Origin of the sequence: Dactylosporangium sp. McL0621 (genome assembly GCF_049995355.1) — a bacterium.
GTDB lineage: Bacteria > Actinomycetota > Actinomycetes > Mycobacteriales > Micromonosporaceae > Dactylosporangium.
In genome coordinates, this window is record NZ_CP188259.1 from 8,465,973 (window position 1) to 8,483,825 (window position 17,853).

Annotated in this window: 15 protein-coding genes and 1 pseudogene; 9 read left to right on the forward strand and 7 right to left on the reverse strand. The window is 74.8% G+C overall.

The window, feature by feature from the left end:
* The first annotated feature begins 35 nt into the window (after positions 1–35).
* Positions 36–641 carry an RICIN domain-containing protein gene (locus ACPPVO_RS40050; RefSeq protein WP_426503788.1) on the forward strand — a complete coding sequence of 202 codons (606 nt, stop codon included), beginning with the start codon at positions 36–38 and terminating at the stop codon, positions 639–641.
* Positions 642–661: 20 nt separating this feature from the next.
* Here ACPPVO_RS40050 and ACPPVO_RS40055 read toward each other — a convergent pair whose 3' ends face one another.
* The 4 genes from ACPPVO_RS40055 to ACPPVO_RS40070 all read right to left on the reverse strand — a co-directional run bounded on the left by ACPPVO_RS40055 (position 662) and on the right by ACPPVO_RS40070 (position 5,686).
* Entirely contained in the window at positions 662–1,129 is a 468-nt protein-coding gene (locus ACPPVO_RS40055; protein WP_360372703.1) for a GNAT family N-acetyltransferase, read from the reverse strand.
* Positions 1,130–1,180: 51 nt separating this feature from the next.
* A complete protein-coding gene (locus ACPPVO_RS40060) occupies positions 1,181–2,230 on the reverse strand; it encodes a pectinesterase family protein (protein ID WP_426503789.1) in 1,050 nt (349 codons plus the stop codon).
* Between the two features lie 98 nt (positions 2,231–2,328).
* Positions 2,329–4,389, reverse strand: coding sequence for a methyl-accepting chemotaxis protein (locus ACPPVO_RS40065; protein ID WP_426503791.1), 2,061 nt, complete (start codon positions 4,387–4,389; stop codon positions 2,329–2,331).
* A gap of 37 nt (positions 4,390–4,426) precedes the next feature.
* Positions 4,427–5,686 (reverse strand): DUF2314 domain-containing protein, encoded by a 1,260-nt coding sequence (locus ACPPVO_RS40070; protein WP_426503792.1) that lies wholly within the window; start codon positions 5,684–5,686, stop codon positions 4,427–4,429.
* Between the two features lie 65 nt (positions 5,687–5,751).
* Between ACPPVO_RS40070 and ACPPVO_RS40075 the strand changes: the two genes are divergently transcribed.
* From ACPPVO_RS40075 to ACPPVO_RS40090, 4 genes and pseudogenes are all read left to right on the forward strand, one after another.
* Positions 5,752–6,771: a threonine aldolase family protein gene (locus ACPPVO_RS40075; protein ID WP_426503793.1), complete on the forward strand. Its 1,020-nt coding sequence runs from the start codon at positions 5,752–5,754 to the stop codon at positions 6,769–6,771.
* Between the two features lie 61 nt (positions 6,772–6,832).
* Positions 6,833–8,689, forward strand: coding sequence for an Hsp70 family protein (locus tag ACPPVO_RS40080; RefSeq protein ID WP_426503794.1), 1,857 nt, complete (start codon positions 6,833–6,835; stop codon positions 8,687–8,689).
* A gap of 317 nt (positions 8,690–9,006) precedes the next feature.
* The gene (locus tag ACPPVO_RS40085; protein WP_426503795.1) at positions 9,007–9,858 is read left to right on the forward strand and encodes an alkaline phosphatase family protein; all 852 of its coding nucleotides are present in this window, start codon (positions 9,007–9,009) and stop codon (positions 9,856–9,858) included.
* 216 nt (positions 9,859–10,074) lie between these two features.
* Positions 10,075–10,518: pseudogene (locus tag ACPPVO_RS40090) on the forward strand (MFS transporter); the annotation flags it as partial.
* Here ACPPVO_RS40090 and ACPPVO_RS40095 read toward each other — a convergent pair.
* Entirely contained in the window at positions 10,464–10,703 is a 240-nt protein-coding gene (locus ACPPVO_RS40095; protein ID WP_426503796.1) for a hypothetical protein, read from the reverse strand. The pseudogene ACPPVO_RS40090 and the gene ACPPVO_RS40095 sit on opposite strands and share 55 nt — an antisense overlap.
* Before the next feature lie 221 nt (positions 10,704–10,924).
* On the opposite strand from ACPPVO_RS40095, the gene ACPPVO_RS40100 reads away from it, so the two are divergent.
* From ACPPVO_RS40100 to ACPPVO_RS40115, 4 genes are read left to right on the forward strand one after another with little or no spacing between them, the layout of a single operon-like run.
* Positions 10,925–11,518, forward strand: a complete 594-nt coding sequence (locus tag ACPPVO_RS40100; RefSeq protein WP_426503797.1) for an MFS transporter — start codon at positions 10,925–10,927, stop codon at positions 11,516–11,518.
* A 4-nt stretch (positions 11,519–11,522) separates the two neighbouring features.
* Positions 11,523–12,479 (forward strand): hypothetical protein, encoded by a 957-nt coding sequence (locus ACPPVO_RS40105; RefSeq protein ID WP_426503798.1) that lies wholly within the window; start codon positions 11,523–11,525, stop codon positions 12,477–12,479.
* A gap of 35 nt (positions 12,480–12,514) precedes the next feature.
* Positions 12,515–12,904: a hypothetical protein gene (locus ACPPVO_RS40110; protein WP_360372678.1), complete on the forward strand. Its 390-nt coding sequence runs from the start codon at positions 12,515–12,517 to the stop codon at positions 12,902–12,904.
* 27 nt (positions 12,905–12,931) lie between these two features.
* Positions 12,932–16,045 carry an AfsR/SARP family transcriptional regulator gene (locus ACPPVO_RS40115; RefSeq protein ID WP_426503799.1) on the forward strand — a complete coding sequence of 1,038 codons (3,114 nt, stop codon included), beginning with the start codon at positions 12,932–12,934 and terminating at the stop codon, positions 16,043–16,045.
* On the opposite strand, the gene ACPPVO_RS40120 is transcribed toward ACPPVO_RS40115, so the two are convergent.
* Both ACPPVO_RS40120 and ACPPVO_RS40125 read right to left on the reverse strand, forming a co-directional pair.
* Positions 16,027–16,824: an ABC transporter permease gene (locus ACPPVO_RS40120; RefSeq protein ID WP_360372672.1), complete on the reverse strand. Its 798-nt coding sequence runs from the start codon at positions 16,822–16,824 to the stop codon at positions 16,027–16,029. The two genes, ACPPVO_RS40115 and ACPPVO_RS40120, sit on opposite strands and share 19 nt — an antisense overlap.
* On the reverse strand, positions 16,821–17,777 hold the full coding sequence (locus ACPPVO_RS40125) for an ATP-binding cassette domain-containing protein (protein ID WP_360372669.1): 957 nt from the start codon (positions 17,775–17,777) through the stop codon (positions 16,821–16,823). The genes ACPPVO_RS40120 and ACPPVO_RS40125 overlap by 4 nt, the downstream gene beginning before the upstream one ends.
* Between the last annotated feature and the right edge of the window lie 76 nt (positions 17,778–17,853).

The window sequence follows — 17,853 nt, forward strand, 5'->3', positions numbered from 1 at the left end:
CAGGGTGGGCGCACATGCTTCGAGAGGAGAGGCTCATGCGCCGACTGTCCGCTGTACTCGTCCTCGTCACCGCCGGTGTGCTCGGTACCGCCTCGCCCGTGCACGCGGAGCCGGCCGCCGCCACGCTGCCGCACGGCCGGGTGATGAGCCTGGCCGAGGTTCAGGCCGAGGTGGCCGCGGCCCCGGCCGAGACGCACTGGTACCGGATCATGAACTGGAACAGCAAGCTGTACCTGACCGTGGCCGCGCCGGCCGACGTCAACGGGTCACCGATCGTGCAGCGGGGATATCTCGGCGGCAGCCAGTCCCAGGCGTGGACGCTCACCGCGGGCACCGTGGAGCACTACTCCTACCTGCGCAGCGCCGCCACCAGCAGCTGGAAGGCGCTGGGCATCAGCGGCTCCAGCGCCGCCAACGGTGGCAAGGCCATCAACTGGACCTACACGCCCGGCCTGGCCGACCAGCAGTGGCGCCAGGGCCTCCCGCTGCCCGGGCTGCTCGTCTACCCGCTGAAGAACCTGAACAGCAGCAAATGCCTCGGCATCCCCGGCAGCAGCAAGGACGCCGGCGTGCAGGCGATCCAGTGGGACTGCAGGACGGGCCTCGGCGACCAGTACTGGGTCTTCACCAGCTGGGAGTAGGCCCGCTCAGGTGCGCCCGCTCAGGCGCGCTCGCCCAGGTGCGCGAGGATGGCGGCGCGGGTCGGGCGGCGGTCGATCTCCATGAACCGCTGCGGGCCCGCGACCGGCTCGAAGCCGCTGCGGCGGTACACCTCGTGGGCGTCGCGCGTGGCCAGCAGCAGCCGCAGGACGCCGGCGGACGTGAAGTCGTCCACCATGGCGTCGACGAGCCAGACGCCCAGCCCGCGGCCGCGGTGCGCCGGCTCGACGTACACGTCGCAGATCCAGGCGAACGTCGCACGGTCGGTGACCGCGCGGGCGAAGGCCACCTGGCGGCCGTCGCGGCGGACCGTGTAGGGCACGGACCCGTCGATGGAGGCGGACACCAGCTCGTAGGCGCGGCCCGCGGCCCAGTACGAGTCCTCGGACAGCCAGCGGTGCACGACCGCCTTGTCCACGGCGGCGGGGTCGGTGGTCAGGTGGTATCCGTCGCGTTCGCGTTCACTCACGCTGCGCACGGTACCGCCGCCGCCGACCCCTCGTCGCGGGCCAAACCGGGATCAGCGGACCGGATCCCAGGCATCGGCCCCCGACAGGTAGGCGGCGATCGTCCGGGTCGCGGCCTGCTCGGCGGTCAGCTGCGGGCGGTCCGGGGTCACGGCGGCGCCCGGGCCGCGGTTGCCGAACTCGCCGTAGCGGGCGTCGCGCCACGGCCAGGTGCCGAAGTCGGACCACGGCGTGGCGCCGATGTGCGCGCCGAGGACCGAGTCGCGGATCGTCACCTCGGCCACCGCGTTGGGGTCGTTGCTCGGGTGCCACGGCCGGCCCAGGTACACGCTGCCGGCCGGCGCGTCCGACGTGAGCTTGCACTGGGTGAGCAGGAAGCCGTGCGGGTTGGACAGCGACGTGCTCGCGGCGGTGACGTAGCCGTTGTTCGTGGCCGAGCCGCGGTCCAGGGAGTGGATCGCGCAGCGGTCGAGCACGGCGGTGGCGCGGCCGAAGATGAAGTCGACGTCGCCCTCGATGTAGCACTTGCGCAGATACACCCGGCTGACGGTGGCGGCGTCGGGGCTGTTGAGGTACAGCGTGTCCTGGTTGGCCAGGAAGCGGACGTTGTCGAAGACGATCCGGTCGGCGCGGGTCAGCACCGCGACCGCCTGGCGGTTGGCGATCTCGGGGTGGGCGGCCTCGTCGAAGGTGTTCGCGAACGTCAGGTTGCGCGCGCTGAAGTCGCTGCCGGAGATGGTGACCGAGGCGCTGCCGGAGGTGCCCCAGGGCGTGCCGTCCGGCTTCAGGGTGCCGTTGGCGCGGTCGTCGCTGATGACGACGGCGGACGGGTCGGGGCCCTGTCCCCGGAAGACGATGAAGGGCTTGTCGGCCGGGATGACGACCTGGCCCTTGTACTCCCCGGGCCTGATCTTCACCGTGAAGGGCCCCGGGTTGCCCGGCGGTACGGCGTCCACGGCGGCCTGGATGGTGCTGACGTCACCGCTGCCGTCGGCGGCGACGGTGATGTACGGGCCGGGCCACGCCGACGCCGAGCGGGCCGTCGCGGTGGCGCCCGCGATGCCCGCCAGCGCGCCCGCGAGCAGGACGGATCTGCGACGCATGAGCCGGACCTCCTTGGGAATGCGCTTTCCTAGCGCTCACCCTAGGCGCACGCGGAGACCTCGGTCAATGAAAAAGTTGTTGCAGCGAGTTGCAGTCCTCAGCCGCCGCCGGGGCCGATGAGCGCGCGGATGCAGTCGCTGATGCTCGCGATGGTGCTCGGGTCCGGGTCGACGAACTGCACGCCGAGCTCGTCGGCCTCGTCGGCGTCGATGTGCCGCACGGCCCGCCCGCGCAGGTGCAGCTCCTCGGCGCCGAGGATCAGCGTCAGGTCGAGCTCGGAGGCGAGCGGCGGGCGCAGGCCGTCCGCGAACGCGCAGCGCAGGCCGCTGACGGACAGGTCGAGCAGGTCGCCCTCGAGGCGGCGGCCGCTGTGCTGGACCGTCACCTTGCCCTCGACGGCGGCGCGGCTGTGCCGGCGGTGCTCGAGCCGGTCGGTGACCTGGGCCAGGGCCTCGATGCGGGTGACCGCCTCGCGGACGCTGCCGACCAGCCGCTGCACGGAGGCGCGCTGCTGCACGGCGACGTCGCTGAGCTGGGCGGTGACGCCGCCGACGGCGTTGACGCCCTGGCTCATGTCGGTGATGACGCCGGACATCGCGGCGGTGTCGGCGCCGAGCGCGGAGACGGTCTCGGTGATCTCGGTGGTGGAGTCCTTCGTCTTCGACGCCAGGTTCTTCACCTCGCCGGCCACGACGCTGAACCCGCGGCCGGCCTCCCCGGCCCGGGCCGCCTCGACTGTGGCGTTGAGGGCCAGCAAATTGGTCTGCCCGGCGACGCCGGCGATCAGGTTGGCGATGCCGCCGACCCGGCCGAGGCTGGCGGTGACGGCCTCGATGACCCCGCCGGCGTCGGCCGCGCGCCCGACGACGCCGCGGGTGACCCGGTCGGCCGAGGCGGCCTGCTGCTCGATCGCGCCGGCGGCGGCCATCACCTCGTCGGCCTGCTGCATGACGTTGCGCAGCTCGCTGAGCACGGCGCCGCTGGTGTCGTCGATGACCTCGCCGGCCCGCCGCCGTACCGTCTGCTCGGCCGGCTGCTGGCGCACGTTCGTGGTCATCAGCTGGGCCTCCTTGGCCGCCCGCTCCTGCTGCAGCCGGATCTCCTGCTCGTGCATCGCGTCGAGCATCGCGTCGATGGCCCGGCCGAGCTCGGCGATGTCGTCGCTGCCCCCGGGGCGCACCCGCAGCTGGACGTCGCCGGAGCGGATGATCTCCTCGGTGGTGCGCCGCAGCGGCCCGACCCGCCGGCGCAGCGCCGCCCGCACCGACCACAGCATCACCGCGACGAGCACGACGGTGGCGGCCGCGACGAACAGGAACAGCTTCACGGCGGTGCTGCTCGCCGCGGCGTGGATCGGGCGGCCGGCCACGACCTCGAGCACCACCTGGCCGCCGTTGACGGTGGCGATGGTGGCGTTCATGGCGATGTGCCGCGCGCCGGTGACGGCGATTGCGATGGCGATGGCGATGGCGACCGGGCCGAGCTGGCTCTGCCGCAGCGGCTGGGCCTCGGCGCCCGGACGGACCTTCGCGGCCAGGGTCATCGGCAGGTCGATCGCCTTGGCCAGGCGGGCGACCCGGCCCGCGTCGAGGCGCTTGAGCATGATCATACCGCCGGACGGGGTGCCCTCGCCGCTGTTGGGGAACGCGCCGACGCCGCAGAAGAGGTACGGCGCGTCGGCCGAGACGATCCCCCACAGCGTGTCGCCGGCCTTCTTCGCCGGGTCGAAGAGCGTGCGCAGGATCGCCGGGTCGCGCAGCTGGGCGGGCGGCGGCAGGTAGGTGTCGCCCGAGCTCGTCATGCCGCCGGTGCGCAGCGTGCCGTCGGTACCGATGCCGAGCAGACCGTCCATGTCGGTGACCTCCAGCTGGGCCGCGGGCGGCAGGTCGGCGGTGAAGCCCTCCACGTCGGAGGCCCCGATGTCGTGGTACGAGTTGTCCCAGCTGGCGTTCGTGGCGCCGAAGGCGCTCAGCAGCTGGGCCTGGGCGTCCAGGCCGATGCGGATGCGCTCGGCGTCCTGGGCCACCTGCCGCGCCTCGAGCCGCTCGAAGGCGTTCGTGGTGATCGCCTGCATCACCAGGAACGCCGCGATCAGCCCGGCGAGCGCACCGGCGACCGGCAGCAGGCGACGCGTCAGCCGCCCTCCGTCGAGACCCACGCAGTGCTGTTCGGCACCGCACCGCCCGACCTGAGCGTCACTCGCCGGTCAGAACCCGGTTCGTCCAGCCGCCCTCGACGATCCCGTCGCCGTCGACCCACACGGCCCAGTCGACGATCTCCGGGTCGCGGACCATGGTCGGGCGGCCGGTGCGCACGCTCGGGTCGATCTCGGCGTCGGACATGCTCACGCCGTGCAGCCGGCGCGGGTCGGGCCAGGTCGTGACCGTGGACCAGATCAGCTCGGTCGCGTCGCCGCGGGTGATCCGGTGCTTGACGATGAGGTGCAGCTCCGGGCCGAACTCGCCGGCCAGGAAGCGGGTGCGGGCCTCGGGCAGGGCCTCCCGGGCGGCGGCGACGGCGGCCCGCATCCGCTCGTCGTCCGGCGCGTACTGCACCGTCGTGGACTGCGCCCCGAACAGGTCGGCGGCCACCCGGGCGAGGAACTCCCCCGCCGAGTACGGGAACTCGTCGGGCGGCACGATCGTGAGCAGGCCGTCCTGGTCGGGGGTGGCCTCCTCCAGGCGCAGCTGGATCAGCGTGGCGTGCTGCTCGGCCTCCGCGCCGGGGATGTCGCCGTAGGCGCGCACGGCGTCGGCGGCGCTGACGTTGAGCTCGTCGGGGAGGCGCACGAACGCCTCCCCCGCGGCCCGCTCGACCGCCTGCGCCCAGCGCACCACCAGGGCGCGGGCGATGCCGGTCAGTGCGCTCGTCCACGCCCGCGCGAGGGTCGGCGGCACGTCGAGCACCTGCAGCTCGGGCAGGCCGAAGCGGCCCAGTCCGCGGGTGGTCATCCACAGGCCGCGGTCGCCGGCCGACTGCGGTACCACGATCCAGGCGCTCAGCGCGGACCGCCCGTCGGGGCCGGGCAGCGAGGCCAGGGCCGCCGCCGGGTCGAGCACCTGCGGCGTGAACAGGTCGACGAGCGCGCCGCCGAGGTCCGTGGCGATGCCGGCCGCGACCGCGCGGGCGTGCCACTCGTGCGCGGGCGGCCAGCCGGCCCCGAAGACCGCCTGGACCACGACGAGATGGGAGGCGGTGACGACGGCCCGCAGCGCGTCGGGCGGGGCGCCGAAGATGCGCAGGTGCTCGATCGGCAGCGGCGGGGCCTCGGCGACCGGCGCGACGCTCACCGACATCAGCGGGCCGTCGAGCATCCGGCGCACGGCCTCGCCCAGCGGCCCCTCGATGCGCGCCGCCGCGGCCGCGGCGGCGGCGGCCGGGTCGGCGGGCGGGTGATCGGTCGCCACGACGTAGGTGGCCACGACGGTCTCGGGCACGCTGAGCACGATCTCCACGCGGCCAATCCTTTCGCATTCCGCTCGCGTAGTCGACCCGGCGGGGTTGGACTAGCCTCCGGTCCGTGATCCCCGGACAGAGCTTTCTGGTCAGCGACAATACGGCCGGCGTGCACCCCGAGGTCCTCGCGGCCGTCGTGGCGGCCAACGCCGGGCACGCACCCTCCTACGGCCGCGACCCGGTGACGGACCGCGCCGAGGCGCTGTTCCGCACCCACTTCGGCGAGCGGGCCGAGGCGGTGCTCGCCGTCACCGGGACCGCCGCGAACGTCATCGCGCTCGCCGCGCTGCTGCGGCCGTACGAGACCGTGCTCTGCGCCGAGTCCGCCCACATCGTGACCGACGAGTGCGCCGCCCCGGAGCGGTTCACCGGCGGCCGGATCACCACCGTGCCCACCCCGGACGGCCGGCTCACCCCGGCCCAGGTCGAGGCGTTCGCCCACGCCGGCGACCCGCCGCACGCGCCGCGGCCCCGGGCGGTGTCGATCGCCCAGCCCACCGAGCTCGGCACCCTGTACTCGGTCGCCGACCTGGGCGCGCTCGCCGGCGCCGCCCACGGGCACGGGCTGCTGCTGCACGTGGACGGGGCCCGGCTGGCCAACGCCGCCGCCGCGCTGGGCACCGGCCTGGCCGAGGCCGCGACCGGGGCCGACGTCGTGTCGTTCGGCGGCACCAAGAACGGGGCCCTCGCCGCCGACGCGGTGATCTTCCTCGACCCGGGGCTCGCCGGGCCGCGGCAGCTGATCCAGAAGCAGGCCATGCAGCTGCTGTCCAAGAGCCGGTTCGTGGCGGCGCAGTTCGTGGCGCTGCTGGAGGGGGCTCTGTGGCGTACCAATGCCGCGAACGCCAACGCGATGGCGTCGCGCATCGCCGCCGCGGTCGCGGCCGTGCCCGGGGCCGGAATCGCCCTGCCGGTGCAGACCAACGCGGTGTTCGCCACGCTGCCGCCGCACGACGACCCCGAGCTGGCCCGGTTCGGCGCGGGCGCCGACGGGTGGCCGCGACGGTACATGGCCGCCTTCGACACCACCGAGGCCGACGTCGACGCGTTCGCCCAGGTCCTTCACGCGGCGTTCACCCGTTGATCCACCGAACGGCCCGTGCGGCCGATGCCAGCGGGCGGTCAGCCTTCCATACATTGGGCCGGTGACCTCTGCGGGGCACCGCCTCGGCATCGACATCGGCACGGCCACGACGGTCGCCGCGCTGGCCGGGCCGGACGGCTCGATCCGGCCGTGCCGCCTCGACTCCGACCTGCCCGCGGCCGGGGCGGCCGAGGCCGAGCCGGTCGCCGCGCTGCTGACCCGGGCCGTGGCGGCGGCGGCGCCCGGCTGGGACGGACCGCTGGTGCTCACCCATCCCGCGGCGTGGCGGCCCGACCGCCGGCGGGTCCTCGCCGACGGGGCCCGCCTGGCCGGCCTCGGCGAGCCGGAGCTGGTCGCGGAGCCGATCGCGGCGGCACGGTACTGCGCCGCCGTCCTCGGCCACCGCGTGCCCGACGGCGGCTGCCTGGTCGTGTACGACCTCGGGGCGGCCACGTTCGACGTCACCGTGGTGCGCCAGGCCGCCGACGGGCCCACCATCGCCGCCGCGGGCGGGCTGCTCGACGCCGGCGGCCTCGACCTCGACGCCGCCGTGGTGCGCCTGGCCCGGACCCGCACCGGCCCGGTCCCGGCCTGGGACCGCCTCGACCGGCCGCGCGGCCCGGAGGAGGCGGCGGCCCGGCTGCGGCTGTGGCACGAGGCCCGGGTCGCCCGCGAGGCGCTGTCGGAGGCGCCGGTCGCCGAGCTGTACGTCCCGTTCGCCGGCCCGGTGCCGCTGCACCGCGACGACTTCGAGCGCGCCGCCGCCCCGCTGCTGGAGCGGACCGTGGAGCGCACCGTCGCGGTGCTGCGCGAGGCCCTCGTCACCCCGCGGGACGTGGCCGCCGTGTTCCTGGCCGGCGGGGTCAGCCGTACCCCGCTCGTCGCCGCCCGGCTGCACCGGGCCCTGGGCATCGAGCCGCTCGCCGACGCCCACCCCGACCTCGCCGTGGCCTGCGGCAGCGTCCGGTCCCCGGCGCGGCCCGCCGCCCTCGCCCCGCCGTCGGCGGCCCGCCCGCGGCTCAAGCCGGCGCTGCTGCGCACCTTCTCCCCCGGCGGCATCGTGCGCGGCGCCCCGCCGGTCAACGCGGTGGCGGTGAGCCCCGACGGCCGGCTGCTGGCCGCGGGCGGCGACGACCGCAAGGTGCGCGTCTGGGACCTCGGCACCGGCCAGGTGCGCCACACCCTCGCCGACCACGACGGCCCGGTCCGCGCGGTCGCCTTCAGCCCCGACGGCACCCTGCTGGCCGCGGGCGCCGGCCACGCCCGCCGCGGCGCCCGGGCCGTGCGCGTCTGGCACACCGTGGAGGGCCGCCGCCGCAACGCGCTCGACGCCGACGCGGGCGGCCCGTCGGCCGTCGCGTTCCACCCCGCCGGGCGGGTGCTGGCCGCCGCCGGCACGGACGGGGTACTGCGCCTGTTCGACCTCGTCGCCGCCGGCGTCACGGTCGCCGGCGAGGGCCCGCCGCTGCACGCGGCCGCGTTCAGCCGCGACGGCTCGGCCCTGGCCACCGGCGACGACGCGGGCCGGGTCACGCTGCACCATCAGAGCGTGACCCACCTGCACGGGCACCGGGGCGCGGTGCTCGGGGTCGCCTTCGGTGGATCGGTGGTCGCCAGCGCGGGCGCGGACGCGACGGTACGGCTGTGGGACGGCGGCACCGGCCGGGTGCTCACCGGCCACCTCGACCCGGTGACGGCGGTCGCGTTCAGCCCCGACGCGACGCTGCTGGCCAGCGCGGGCCTGGACTCCACGATCCGGCTGTGGGACCCGGCGACAGGGGCCCACCTGCACACCCTCGACGGGCACGACGGGGCGGTGCGCGCCCTCGCCTTCACCCCGGACGGCTCGACCCTCGTCTCGGCGGGCGCGGACGGCGCGGTGCGGCTGTTCTCGCTGCTGGCGCACCACCACGGTTGAGCCCGCCGCCCCCGCGGTGCGGCTGTTCCCGCCGCCGGCGCACCACCACGGTTGAGCCCGCCACCCCCGCGGTGCGGCTGTTCCCGCCGCCGGCGCACCACCACGGTTGAGCCCCGCGCCCCCGCGGTGCGGCGGTTCCCGCTGCTGGCGCACCACCACGCTTGAGCCCCGCGCCCCTGTAATCCGTAGTTCCTCGGGAGAGGAGGACCCGTTTGTTCACCGCGCGCACGTCTGCCGGACCGAGAACAATCAAGATCTTGTATTCATCGATGTCCACGATGTGGCGTCATCCCTGCCCACGAAGGGGGAATACGTACATGTCGATCCGTCGGGTGGTGCTCGCGCTCGCGACCACCGCCCTCGTCGCCACCGGCCTCACCGCCGCGGCGTCCTCGGCGCAGGCCGCCACGAGCGTGCCGCGCTTCGACCACATCGTCCTGGTCATGTTCGAGAACAAGGCGTACTCGCAGATCAGCGGCTCCGGCTCCGCCCCGTACTTCAACTCCCTGGCGAGCCAGGGTGCGAAGTTCACCAAGTCGTACGCGATCACGCACCCGAGCCAGCCGAACTACATCGCGCTGTTCTCGGGCTCCACCCAGGGCGTGACGAACGACGACTGCCCGAAGAACTTCACCGGCACCAACCTGCAGTCACAGCTGTCGGGGGCCGGCCTGTCGTTCAAGGGCTACTCGGAGTCGATGCCGTCGAACGGGTACACCGGCTGCTCGAGCGGTAACTACCAGCGCAAGCACAACAGCTGGGTGGACTTCTCCAGCGTGCCCGCGGCGTCGAACCTGACGTACGCGAGCTTCCCGTCGTCGTCGAACTACGCCTCGCTGCCGACGGTCGCGTTCGTCACGCCGAACATGTGCAACGACATGCACGACTGCTCGGTCGGCACCGGCGACACCTGGCTGAAGAACAACCTCGACGCCTACGCCCAGTGGGCCAAGACGCACAACAGCCTGCTGATCGTCACGTTCGACGAGGACAACCGCCTGGCCCTCAACCAGATCTTCACCGTCTTCGTCGGCGCCGGCGTGAAGACCGGCACCTACCCGGAGAAGATCAACCACTACAACGTCCTGCGCACCATCGAGGGCGCGTACGGCCTGCCCGGCATCGGCGGCGCGGCCTCGCTCGCCCCGATCACGGATGTCTGGAACTGACCCACCCCACGGGCGCCCCGTCCCCGGCGGGGCGCCTCCCGGTCACCTGAGAGGCCTTCGGTGTACCTGTCCACAGTGGACAAGCCGGCGACGCCCGGCCCCACCCCCGCGCGCCGCGGCTCCCGCATCGCCGCCACGGTGCTCGCGCTGGGCGCGGTGAGCCTGATCACGGACGTCTCCTCGGAGATGGTGGCCGCGATCCTTCCGCTGTACCTCATGCTGGGCCTGCACCTCGGCCCCCTCGGCTACGGCGTGGTCGACGGCCTCTACACCGGCGCGACCGCGCTGCTGCGCCTGGTCGACGGCTACGTGGCCGACCGTGTCCGCCGCCGCAAGGCCGTGGCCGCCGCCGGGTACGGCATCTCCGCCGTGGCCAAGCTGGGCCTGCTCGCCGCGGGCTCCTCGGTGCCGCTGCTCAGCGCGGTGATCGTCGCCGACCGCGCGGGCAAGGGCCTGCGCACCGCCCCGCGCGACGCGCTCATCACGCTGTCGACGCCCCCGGACCGCCTGGGCCGCGCCTTCGGCGTCCACCGCGCGATGGACAGCGTGGGCGCGTTCGCCGGTCCGCTGGTCGCGGTCGCGGTGCTGGGCGCGTCGGCCCAGTCCTACGACGCGGTGTTCGTGACGAGCTTCTGCGTCGCCGCGCTGGGCGTGTTCGTGCTGGCCACGTTCGTGCCGGACCACCGCGGCCCGGCCTGGCCCGCGCCGGTCGCCGGCTCGTCGGGTTCTTTGCTCTCTCCCCCAAGCCCACCCGCCGCCTCCACCACCACGATCACGTCGCAGAAGCCTTCACCCGCCGCTGGACACGCGGCAGCCGGCACCGCCCGGCCTGCGGCGACGACCACAGACCGGTCCCCGGCGACCGCCGCAGACCGGTCCGCAGCAACCACCGCACACCGGTCCGCAGCAACCACCGCACACCGGTCCGCAGCAACCACCGCACACCAGCCCACCGCGGCCACCGCCGACCAGCAGGCCGAACCCGCCGCGCACGAACACGCGACAGCCCCCGCAAGGCAACGAGCACTCGAAAGCCGAACGCCAAGGCAAGAACAACAGCAAGGGCGTGTCGCCGCGCGCCGCGGCCGCCCTGCTCGCGCGCCGCGACTTCCGGCTCGTCGTCCTCGCCGCCACGGTCATGGGCCTGGCCACCATCGGCGACGGCTTCGTGTACCTGATCCTGCAGCGCCGCCACGATCTCGCCGCCGGCTGGTTTCCGCTCCTCGCGGTCGGCACCAATCTCGCCTATCTCCTCCTCGCCGTCCCGCTGGGACACCTCGCCGACCGCGTCGGGCGCGCCCGCGTCTACCTGGCCGGGTTCGCCGCCCTGGCCGTCGTGTACCTGCTGCTCGCCGCGAACCTCCCCGGCACCCCGGTGCTCGTGCTCACGGTGGCGCTCTACGGCTGCTTCTACGCGGCCACCGACGGCGTGCTGATGGCCGTCGCCGGGCCGCTGCTGCCCGAGGCGCTGCGCACCACCGGCATCGCGCTGGTGCAGAGCGGGCAGTCCCTGGCATATCTGGCCTCCTCGATCCTGTTCGGCCTGGCGTGGCAGCTGTGGGGGCCCGGCCCGGCGTTGTTCGCCGCCGCCGCGACCGCCGTCGCCGCGCTCCTCCTCGTCACCTCCATTCTCCCGAGAGGTACGACAAAAATTGCGTAAGATCTTGTCAACGTCGATCGCCGCGGTCGTGCTCGCCGTCGGGGCCGGGGTCTACATCCACGCGGCCGCGCACCGCAACGACGCCGCGGCCGCCGCGGCCGAGACGGTCGACATCGGCGCCGGGGCGGGGCTGCTGGTGCGCAGCACCGCCGACGGGTCGATGGGGCACCTCGCGGTGATCCGGGACAACACCCGCAAGGTCGCCGCGGTCACCTGCAACCGCGTGTACGCCGCCGCCGGCACCGCGATCTGCCTGCGCCCCGACGGGCCGCTGGCCACGTACCAGGTCGCTCTGCTCGACCGGAACCTGCGGGAGCGCGACACGTACCCGATGGTCGGCGTGCCGAACCGGGCCCGGGTCTCCGCCGACGGCCGGCTGGTGACCTGGACGGCGTTCGTGACCGGGGACTCGTACAACGGCGGGCAGTTCTCGACCCGCGTCGGGGTGCTCGACACCACCACCGGCGACGTCGTCGCCGACACGCTGGAGAGCTACGCGCTCACCCGCGACGGCCGCCCCTACCAGGCCGCCGACGTCAACTACTGGGGCGTCACGTTCGCCGGGGACGGCAAGACCTTCTACGCCACGATGTCGACCGCCGCGCACCGGTACCTCGTGCAGGGCGACTTCGCCGCCCGCACCGTGCGCACGCTGGCCGAGAACGTCGAGTGCCCCTCGCTGTCGCCCGACGGCACCCGCATCGCGTTCAAGCAGGCGGTCGGCGGCGACCCGGTCAAGGGCTGGCGCCCCGCGGTGCTGGACCTGGCCACGCTGCACGCCACGGTGCTGGCCGAGACCCGCAGCGTCGACGACCAGATCGCCTGGCTCGACGGGCGCACCGTCATGTACGCGCTGCCCCGCGACCGCGACCACGCCGACGTCTGGTCGGTGCCCGCCGACGGCACCGGAGCGGCGGCGCTGCTCGTGCCGGACGCCGAGTCCCCGGCCTATCTACGTTGATGGACACCACTTGTACCGAGGAGTAACTTGACCGGATGCGAACGCTGGCGCTGCTCATCGCGGCCGTGGGGATCCTCCTGGAAGGCCTGGTCATCGGGGTCACCCTGTTCGCGCTGGGCGGGGTGATCGACGCGTACTCGATGTCGCTCAACGGGGCCGACCCGTCGATGGCCCAGGTGGCGCTCAAGATCCTGGGCATCGCGCTCGCCGTGCTCCTCGTGGTCCTCGCGGCCGGGCTGGCCGCCGCGGCCGCCCGCGACCGCCACGCGCGCCGGATGGCCTTCGTGGCGATGGTGTTCCAGTGCGTGGTCGTCGTGATCGCGGGGCTGGCGCTGGGCTGGGCCGTGTTCGGGGGCAGCCTGCTGGTGCTCGGCACGCTGCTGTACGCGCTGCTCGACGACTCCCAGCAGACCGCCACCCGCTGAGCGCGGACGCAGTGGCATGCTTGCCCGGTGCGGATCACCACCCTGGGCGAGCTGGCCGTCGACGGCCGCCCGGTGCGCGGTGAACGCCTCGCCGCCGTGGTCCGCGCGCTCGTCGACGCCCGCGGCCGCACCGTCACCCCCGCCGGGCTCGCCGAGGCCGTGTGGGGCGGCGCGCCCCCGGAGGACGCCGCCGGCGCCGTCCACGCGCTGATCGCCCGGGCCCGCCGGCTGGGCCTGCCGGTGACCGCGGTGCCGGGCGGCTACAAGGTGCCCGCCGAAGACGTGGAGCCGGATACGGTACTCGTCAAAGCCCGCACCGACGCCGCCCGCGCCGCGCTGGCCGCGCAGGACCCCACCGCCGCCCGCGAGCACGCCGAGGCGGCCCGGCACATGTTCCCCAGGGTCCCCGACCTCACCGACCCGGCCGTCGCCGCCCTGTTCGCGGAGGTGACCACGGCCGGCGCCGAGGCGGGACGGCCGGACCTCGAGGCCGACCTGCGCGCGCTCGCCACCCGCACCCCGCCCCACGAGCCGTCCGTCGCGCTGCTCGCGCGGCTCCTCGCCGCCGCCGGCCGCCCGGCCGAGGCCCTCGCCGCGATCGAGCAGCTGCGCGCGACCCTGGCCGACGAGTACGGCACCGACCCGTCCCCGGTGGTCACCGAGGCGCACCTGGCCGTCCTGCGCGGCGAGGTCCGGCCGGCCGGGGCCGCGACCGCGCGGCGGCCCGGGCGCGGCCTGCCCCCGGCCTGGCGGCGGGCGACGACCGCGATGCTCGGCCGCGAGCGGGACGTCACCGCCGTGCGGGCCGCGCTGGGCCGGGCGCCGCTGGTCACCGTCGTGGCCGTCGGCGGCGCGGGCAAGACCCGGCTCGCGGCCGAGCTCGCGCGGCGCGCGGCCGGCGAGGGCACGGCGGTGCACGTGATCGAGCTGGCCGGCCTGCGCTCCGGGGCCGAGGTGCGGCCCGCGGTGCTGGCGGCGGCCGACCCGCCCCCGGGGCGGGCCGAGGCGTGGACCGCGGCCGAGCGGCTCCAGGAGATCGCCGGCCTGGTCGTGCTGGACAACTGCGAGCACGTGCTCGCCGACGCCGCCGAGGTCGTCGCCGACCTGCTGGCCGCCGCGCCCGACGCCGCCGTGCTGGCCACCAGCCGCGCCCCGCTGGGCCTGGCCGGCGAGGTCGTGCACCGCCTCCCCGCGCTGGACGACGAGGCCGCCCTGAAGCTGCTCACCGAGCGGGCGGCCGCCGGGGGCGCCCCCACCGGGCAGGAACGGCAGGCGGCGGTACGGCTGTGCCGGCGGCTCGACAACCTGCCGCTCGCCCTGGAGCTGGCCGCCGCCCGGCTGCGGCACATGCCGATCGAGGACGTCCTGGCCGGCCTGAGCGACCGGTTCGGGCTGCTCGACGACGCCCTGCGCGGGCTGCCCGAGCGGCACGCCAGCCTGTGGGCGATGGTCGACTGGAGCCGCGAGCTGCTCGGCCCGGCCGAGCGGGTGCTGCTGGAGCGGCTCGCCGTCATCCCGGCGCCGTTCACGAGGGAGCTGGCCGGGCACGTCGCCGGGCAGAGCGACCGCGGCCTCGCCGTGCGGCTGGCCACGCTCGTGGAGCAGTCGCTGCTCGTGCTCGAGGACGGGCCGCGGTACCGGATGCTGGAGACCGTCCGCGAGTACGGCGAGGCGCGGCTGTCCGCGGCCGGCGGGCGGGACGAGGCGATGGCCGGGCTCGCGGCCTGGGCCCGGGCCGAGGCCGTCCGGCTGCACGCGGAGTTCATCGGGCCGGGGCAGCTGGCCGCGTTCGCGCGCTGCTCCACCGAGCAGGACAACCTCATCGCCGCGCTGCGGTGGACGGTCGGCCGCGACGACGCGGCGGCCGTGGACGTCGCGGTGCCGCTGTTCCACGTCTGGACCGTGCGGGGCCTGCACTCCGAGGTGAGCCCGTGGGCCTCGGCGCTGCTGAAGGTCGACGACCCGGTGGCGCGGCGGGAGTACCGGCTGCTGGGCGAGGCGGACCCCGACCGGCTCACCTGGCTGTGCCTGCTGGGCGGGATCAACGCGTTCGCGGTGGACGGGCACCGGGTGTTCATGGCGGCGAAGCGGATGCTGCGGGAGCTGGAGCGGTCCGGGCGGCGGCCGTCACCGCGGGCGGCGGCGCTCGCGGCGATGGTGCCGGCCCTGGGCGACCTCAAGTGGAACGTGGGGCTGGCGGCGGCCGAGGCGCTCGTCGCCGACCCGGACCCGTACGCGCAGGGCTTCGGCCTGTTCCTGCGCGGGGTGATCCGGGAGAACCGCGGCGAGGTCGTGTCGGTGGCCGAGCGGACCGCGGACGCGGAGCGGGCCTACCGGCGCTTCGAGGCCGCCGGGGACCACTGGGGCATGGGCATGGCCGCCCAGATGATCGGCGCCCAGGTAACGGGGGATGAGCGCAGCTCCGAGTGGCTGCGGCGCGGCGCCCGGCACATGGAGCTGCTCGGCGCGGCCGACGACGCGGGCTCGATCCGGGTCCTGCTCGACGCGCAGCTGGCCGAGCGCGGCGACGACGAGGCGGCCGAGCGGCTGCTGGAGATGGTCCGCGCGGCGCCGTCGCTGCCGCCCCCGGTCGGCATGCAGATCATGGACACCGCCCAGGCGCATCTCGGGCTGGCCCACCACGCCTGGCTGCGCCGGCGCCCGGACGACGCGGTCGCGCACGCCGAGCGGGCCGCCGCGATCGCCGAGGAGGTCGGGACGCCGGTGCCGCAGTTCCGCATCGTGTTCAACGTCGCCGCGGCCGCGTTCAACCTGCGGGCCGGGGGCCGGGCCGGCGCGCCGCGGGCCGGGCGGCTGCTGGCCGGCGTCCGCGCGGAGGCGCTCGGCGCCCTGGACGTGCCCGCGCTGGGTGCCTGGGCGCTGAGCGGGGCGGCGCTGGCCGCGCACCTGGGCGACGAGGCCGGGGCGCGGGAGCTGTGGGCGCTCGGCGTGCGCTGCTCGGCCAACCCGGCCCAGCTGTTCGAGCCCGGCGCCGACCCGGTGCTCGACGCCGCGCTGGGCCGCACCGGCGACGAACCGGGCGGCCCGGGGCCGGAAGCCTGGCGCGAGCGGCCGATGACCGAAGTCACCGACCGCATCGGCGCGCTGGTGGACGTACACCTTCAGACCTTGCGGCGGTAGGCCCGCAGCGCCAGCGGCATGAACACCGCGACGAGCGCCGCCGACCAGCCCAGCGTCCACCACACGTGGACCCCGTAGCCGGGCGTGCCCAGGAACAGCCCGCGCATCGCCTCGACGAGGTGGGTGAGCGGGTTGTTGCGCACGAACCCCTGCATCCAGCCCGGCAGCGTCGCCGTGCCGACGAACACGTTGGAGGCGAAGGTCAGCGGCAGCACGATGAGGAAGCAGATGCCTTGCACCGCGCCGGAGGTGCGGGCGAGCATGCCGATGAGCACCGGGGCCCAGGACAGCGACAGGCCGAACACGACGGCGAGCAGGCCGCCGGCGGCCGCGTGCAGCGGGTCGGAGCCGATGCGGAAGCCCATGATGTACGCGAAGACGAACGTGGAGACCGTCACGAGGACGTACCGCACGACGTCGCCGAGCACCGCGCCGATCAGCGGGGCCGCCCGCGGGATCGGCAGGGACCGGAACCGGTCGAAGATGCCCTTCTCGATGTCGGTGTTGAGGTTCACGCCGATCGAGACCGCGCCCATGGCGATGGTCTGGGCCAGGATGCCCGGCATCACGAACTGCAGGTAGTCGTGGGTCGAGCCGGAGATCGCGCCGCCGAACACGTACACGAAAATGATCATGAACAGCGCGGGCTGCACGGTGACGTCGATGAGCTGCTCGGGGGTGCGCATGGTCTTGATGAGACTGCGCCGGGTGAGCTCGAGGGAGTGCCGCACCAGCTTGAACGGCTTGGGCGCGGGGCGCTCGAGGACGATGGTGCTCATGCCGGGACCTCCGCGGGCTTGGTGGACGTGAGGGTGAAGAAGACCTCGTCGAGCGAAGGCAGGTGCAGCGAGAGCTCGGTGACGGCGATGCCCTCGGCGGTGAGCTTGGCCACGGCCTCGGCCATGGCGGCGTCGCCGGAGACGGGCACGGCCAGGACGCCGGCGCGGATCTGGTCGGCGGCCGCGCCGGAGGAGACCATGGTGAGGATCTCGGCGGCGCGGGGCAGGTCGCGCTCGTCGGACGGGCGGATCTCGAGGGTCTGGCCGCCGACGATCCGCTTGAGCCGCTCGGGCGTGTCGTTGGCGATGACCCGGCCGTGGTCGATGACGGTGATCTCGTCGGCGAGCGCCTCGGCCTCCTCCAGGTACTGCGTGGTCAGCAGGACCGTGGAGCCGTCGCGGACCAGCTTGCGCACGACCTCCCACATGTCCTCGCGCTTGGCCGGGTCGAGGCCGGTCGTCGGCTCGTCCAGGAAGATCACGTCGGGGCGCCCGACGAGGCTCGCGGCCAGGTCGAGGCGGCGGCGCATGCCCCCGGAGTACGTCTTGGCCGGCCGGTCCGCGGCGTCGGTCAGGTCGAACCAGGCCAACAGCTCGGCGGCCCGGGCGCGGGCGCCGCGGCGGCCGAGGTCGAGCAGGGTGCCGAACAGCACCAGGTTCTGCCGGCCGGTGAGGTCCTCGTCGACGGAGGCGTACTGCCCGGTCAGCCCGATCGAGGCGCGGACCTTCTCGGCCTCGCGGACCACGTCGTACCCGCCGATGCGGGCGGTGCCGGCGTCCGGCCGGATGAGGGTGGACAGGATGCGCACGGCGGTGGTCTTGCCGGCGCCGTTGGGGCCGAGCACACCGTGCACGGTCCCGCGCGGGATGACCAGGTCGACGCCCTGCAGGGCCTTCGTCTGGCCGAAGTGCTTGACGAGGCCGCTCGCCTCGACCATCACGTCGTTCGTCATGCCCGGAACTCTGCGCGCCGCCACCGACACGCGACCGACACGACCCGACACGCGCCCGACATGCGCGGCGGCGGTA

What these genes read in the sequence shown, in the direction of transcription:
- ACPPVO_RS40050 (WP_426503788.1), top strand. Translation starts at nt 36, where the DNA reads ATGCGCCGACTGTCCGCTGTACTCGTCCTCGTCACCGCCGGTGTGCTC.
- ACPPVO_RS40060 (WP_426503789.1), bottom strand. Translation starts at nt 2,230, where the DNA reads ATGCGTCGCAGATCCGTCCTGCTCGCGGGCGCGCTGGCGGGCATCGCG.
- ACPPVO_RS40085 (WP_426503795.1), top strand. Translation starts at nt 9,007, where the DNA reads ATGTCGATCCGTCGGGTGGTGCTCGCGCTCGCGACCACCGCCCTCGTC.
- ACPPVO_RS40110 (WP_360372678.1), top strand. Translation starts at nt 12,515, where the DNA reads ATGCGAACGCTGGCGCTGCTCATCGCGGCCGTGGGGATCCTCCTGGAA.
- ACPPVO_RS40120 (WP_360372672.1), bottom strand. Translation starts at nt 16,824, where the DNA reads ATGAGCACCATCGTCCTCGAGCGCCCCGCGCCCAAGCCGTTCAAGCTG.
- ACPPVO_RS40125 (WP_360372669.1), bottom strand. Translation starts at nt 17,777, where the DNA reads ATGACGAACGACGTGATGGTCGAGGCGAGCGGCCTCGTCAAGCACTTC.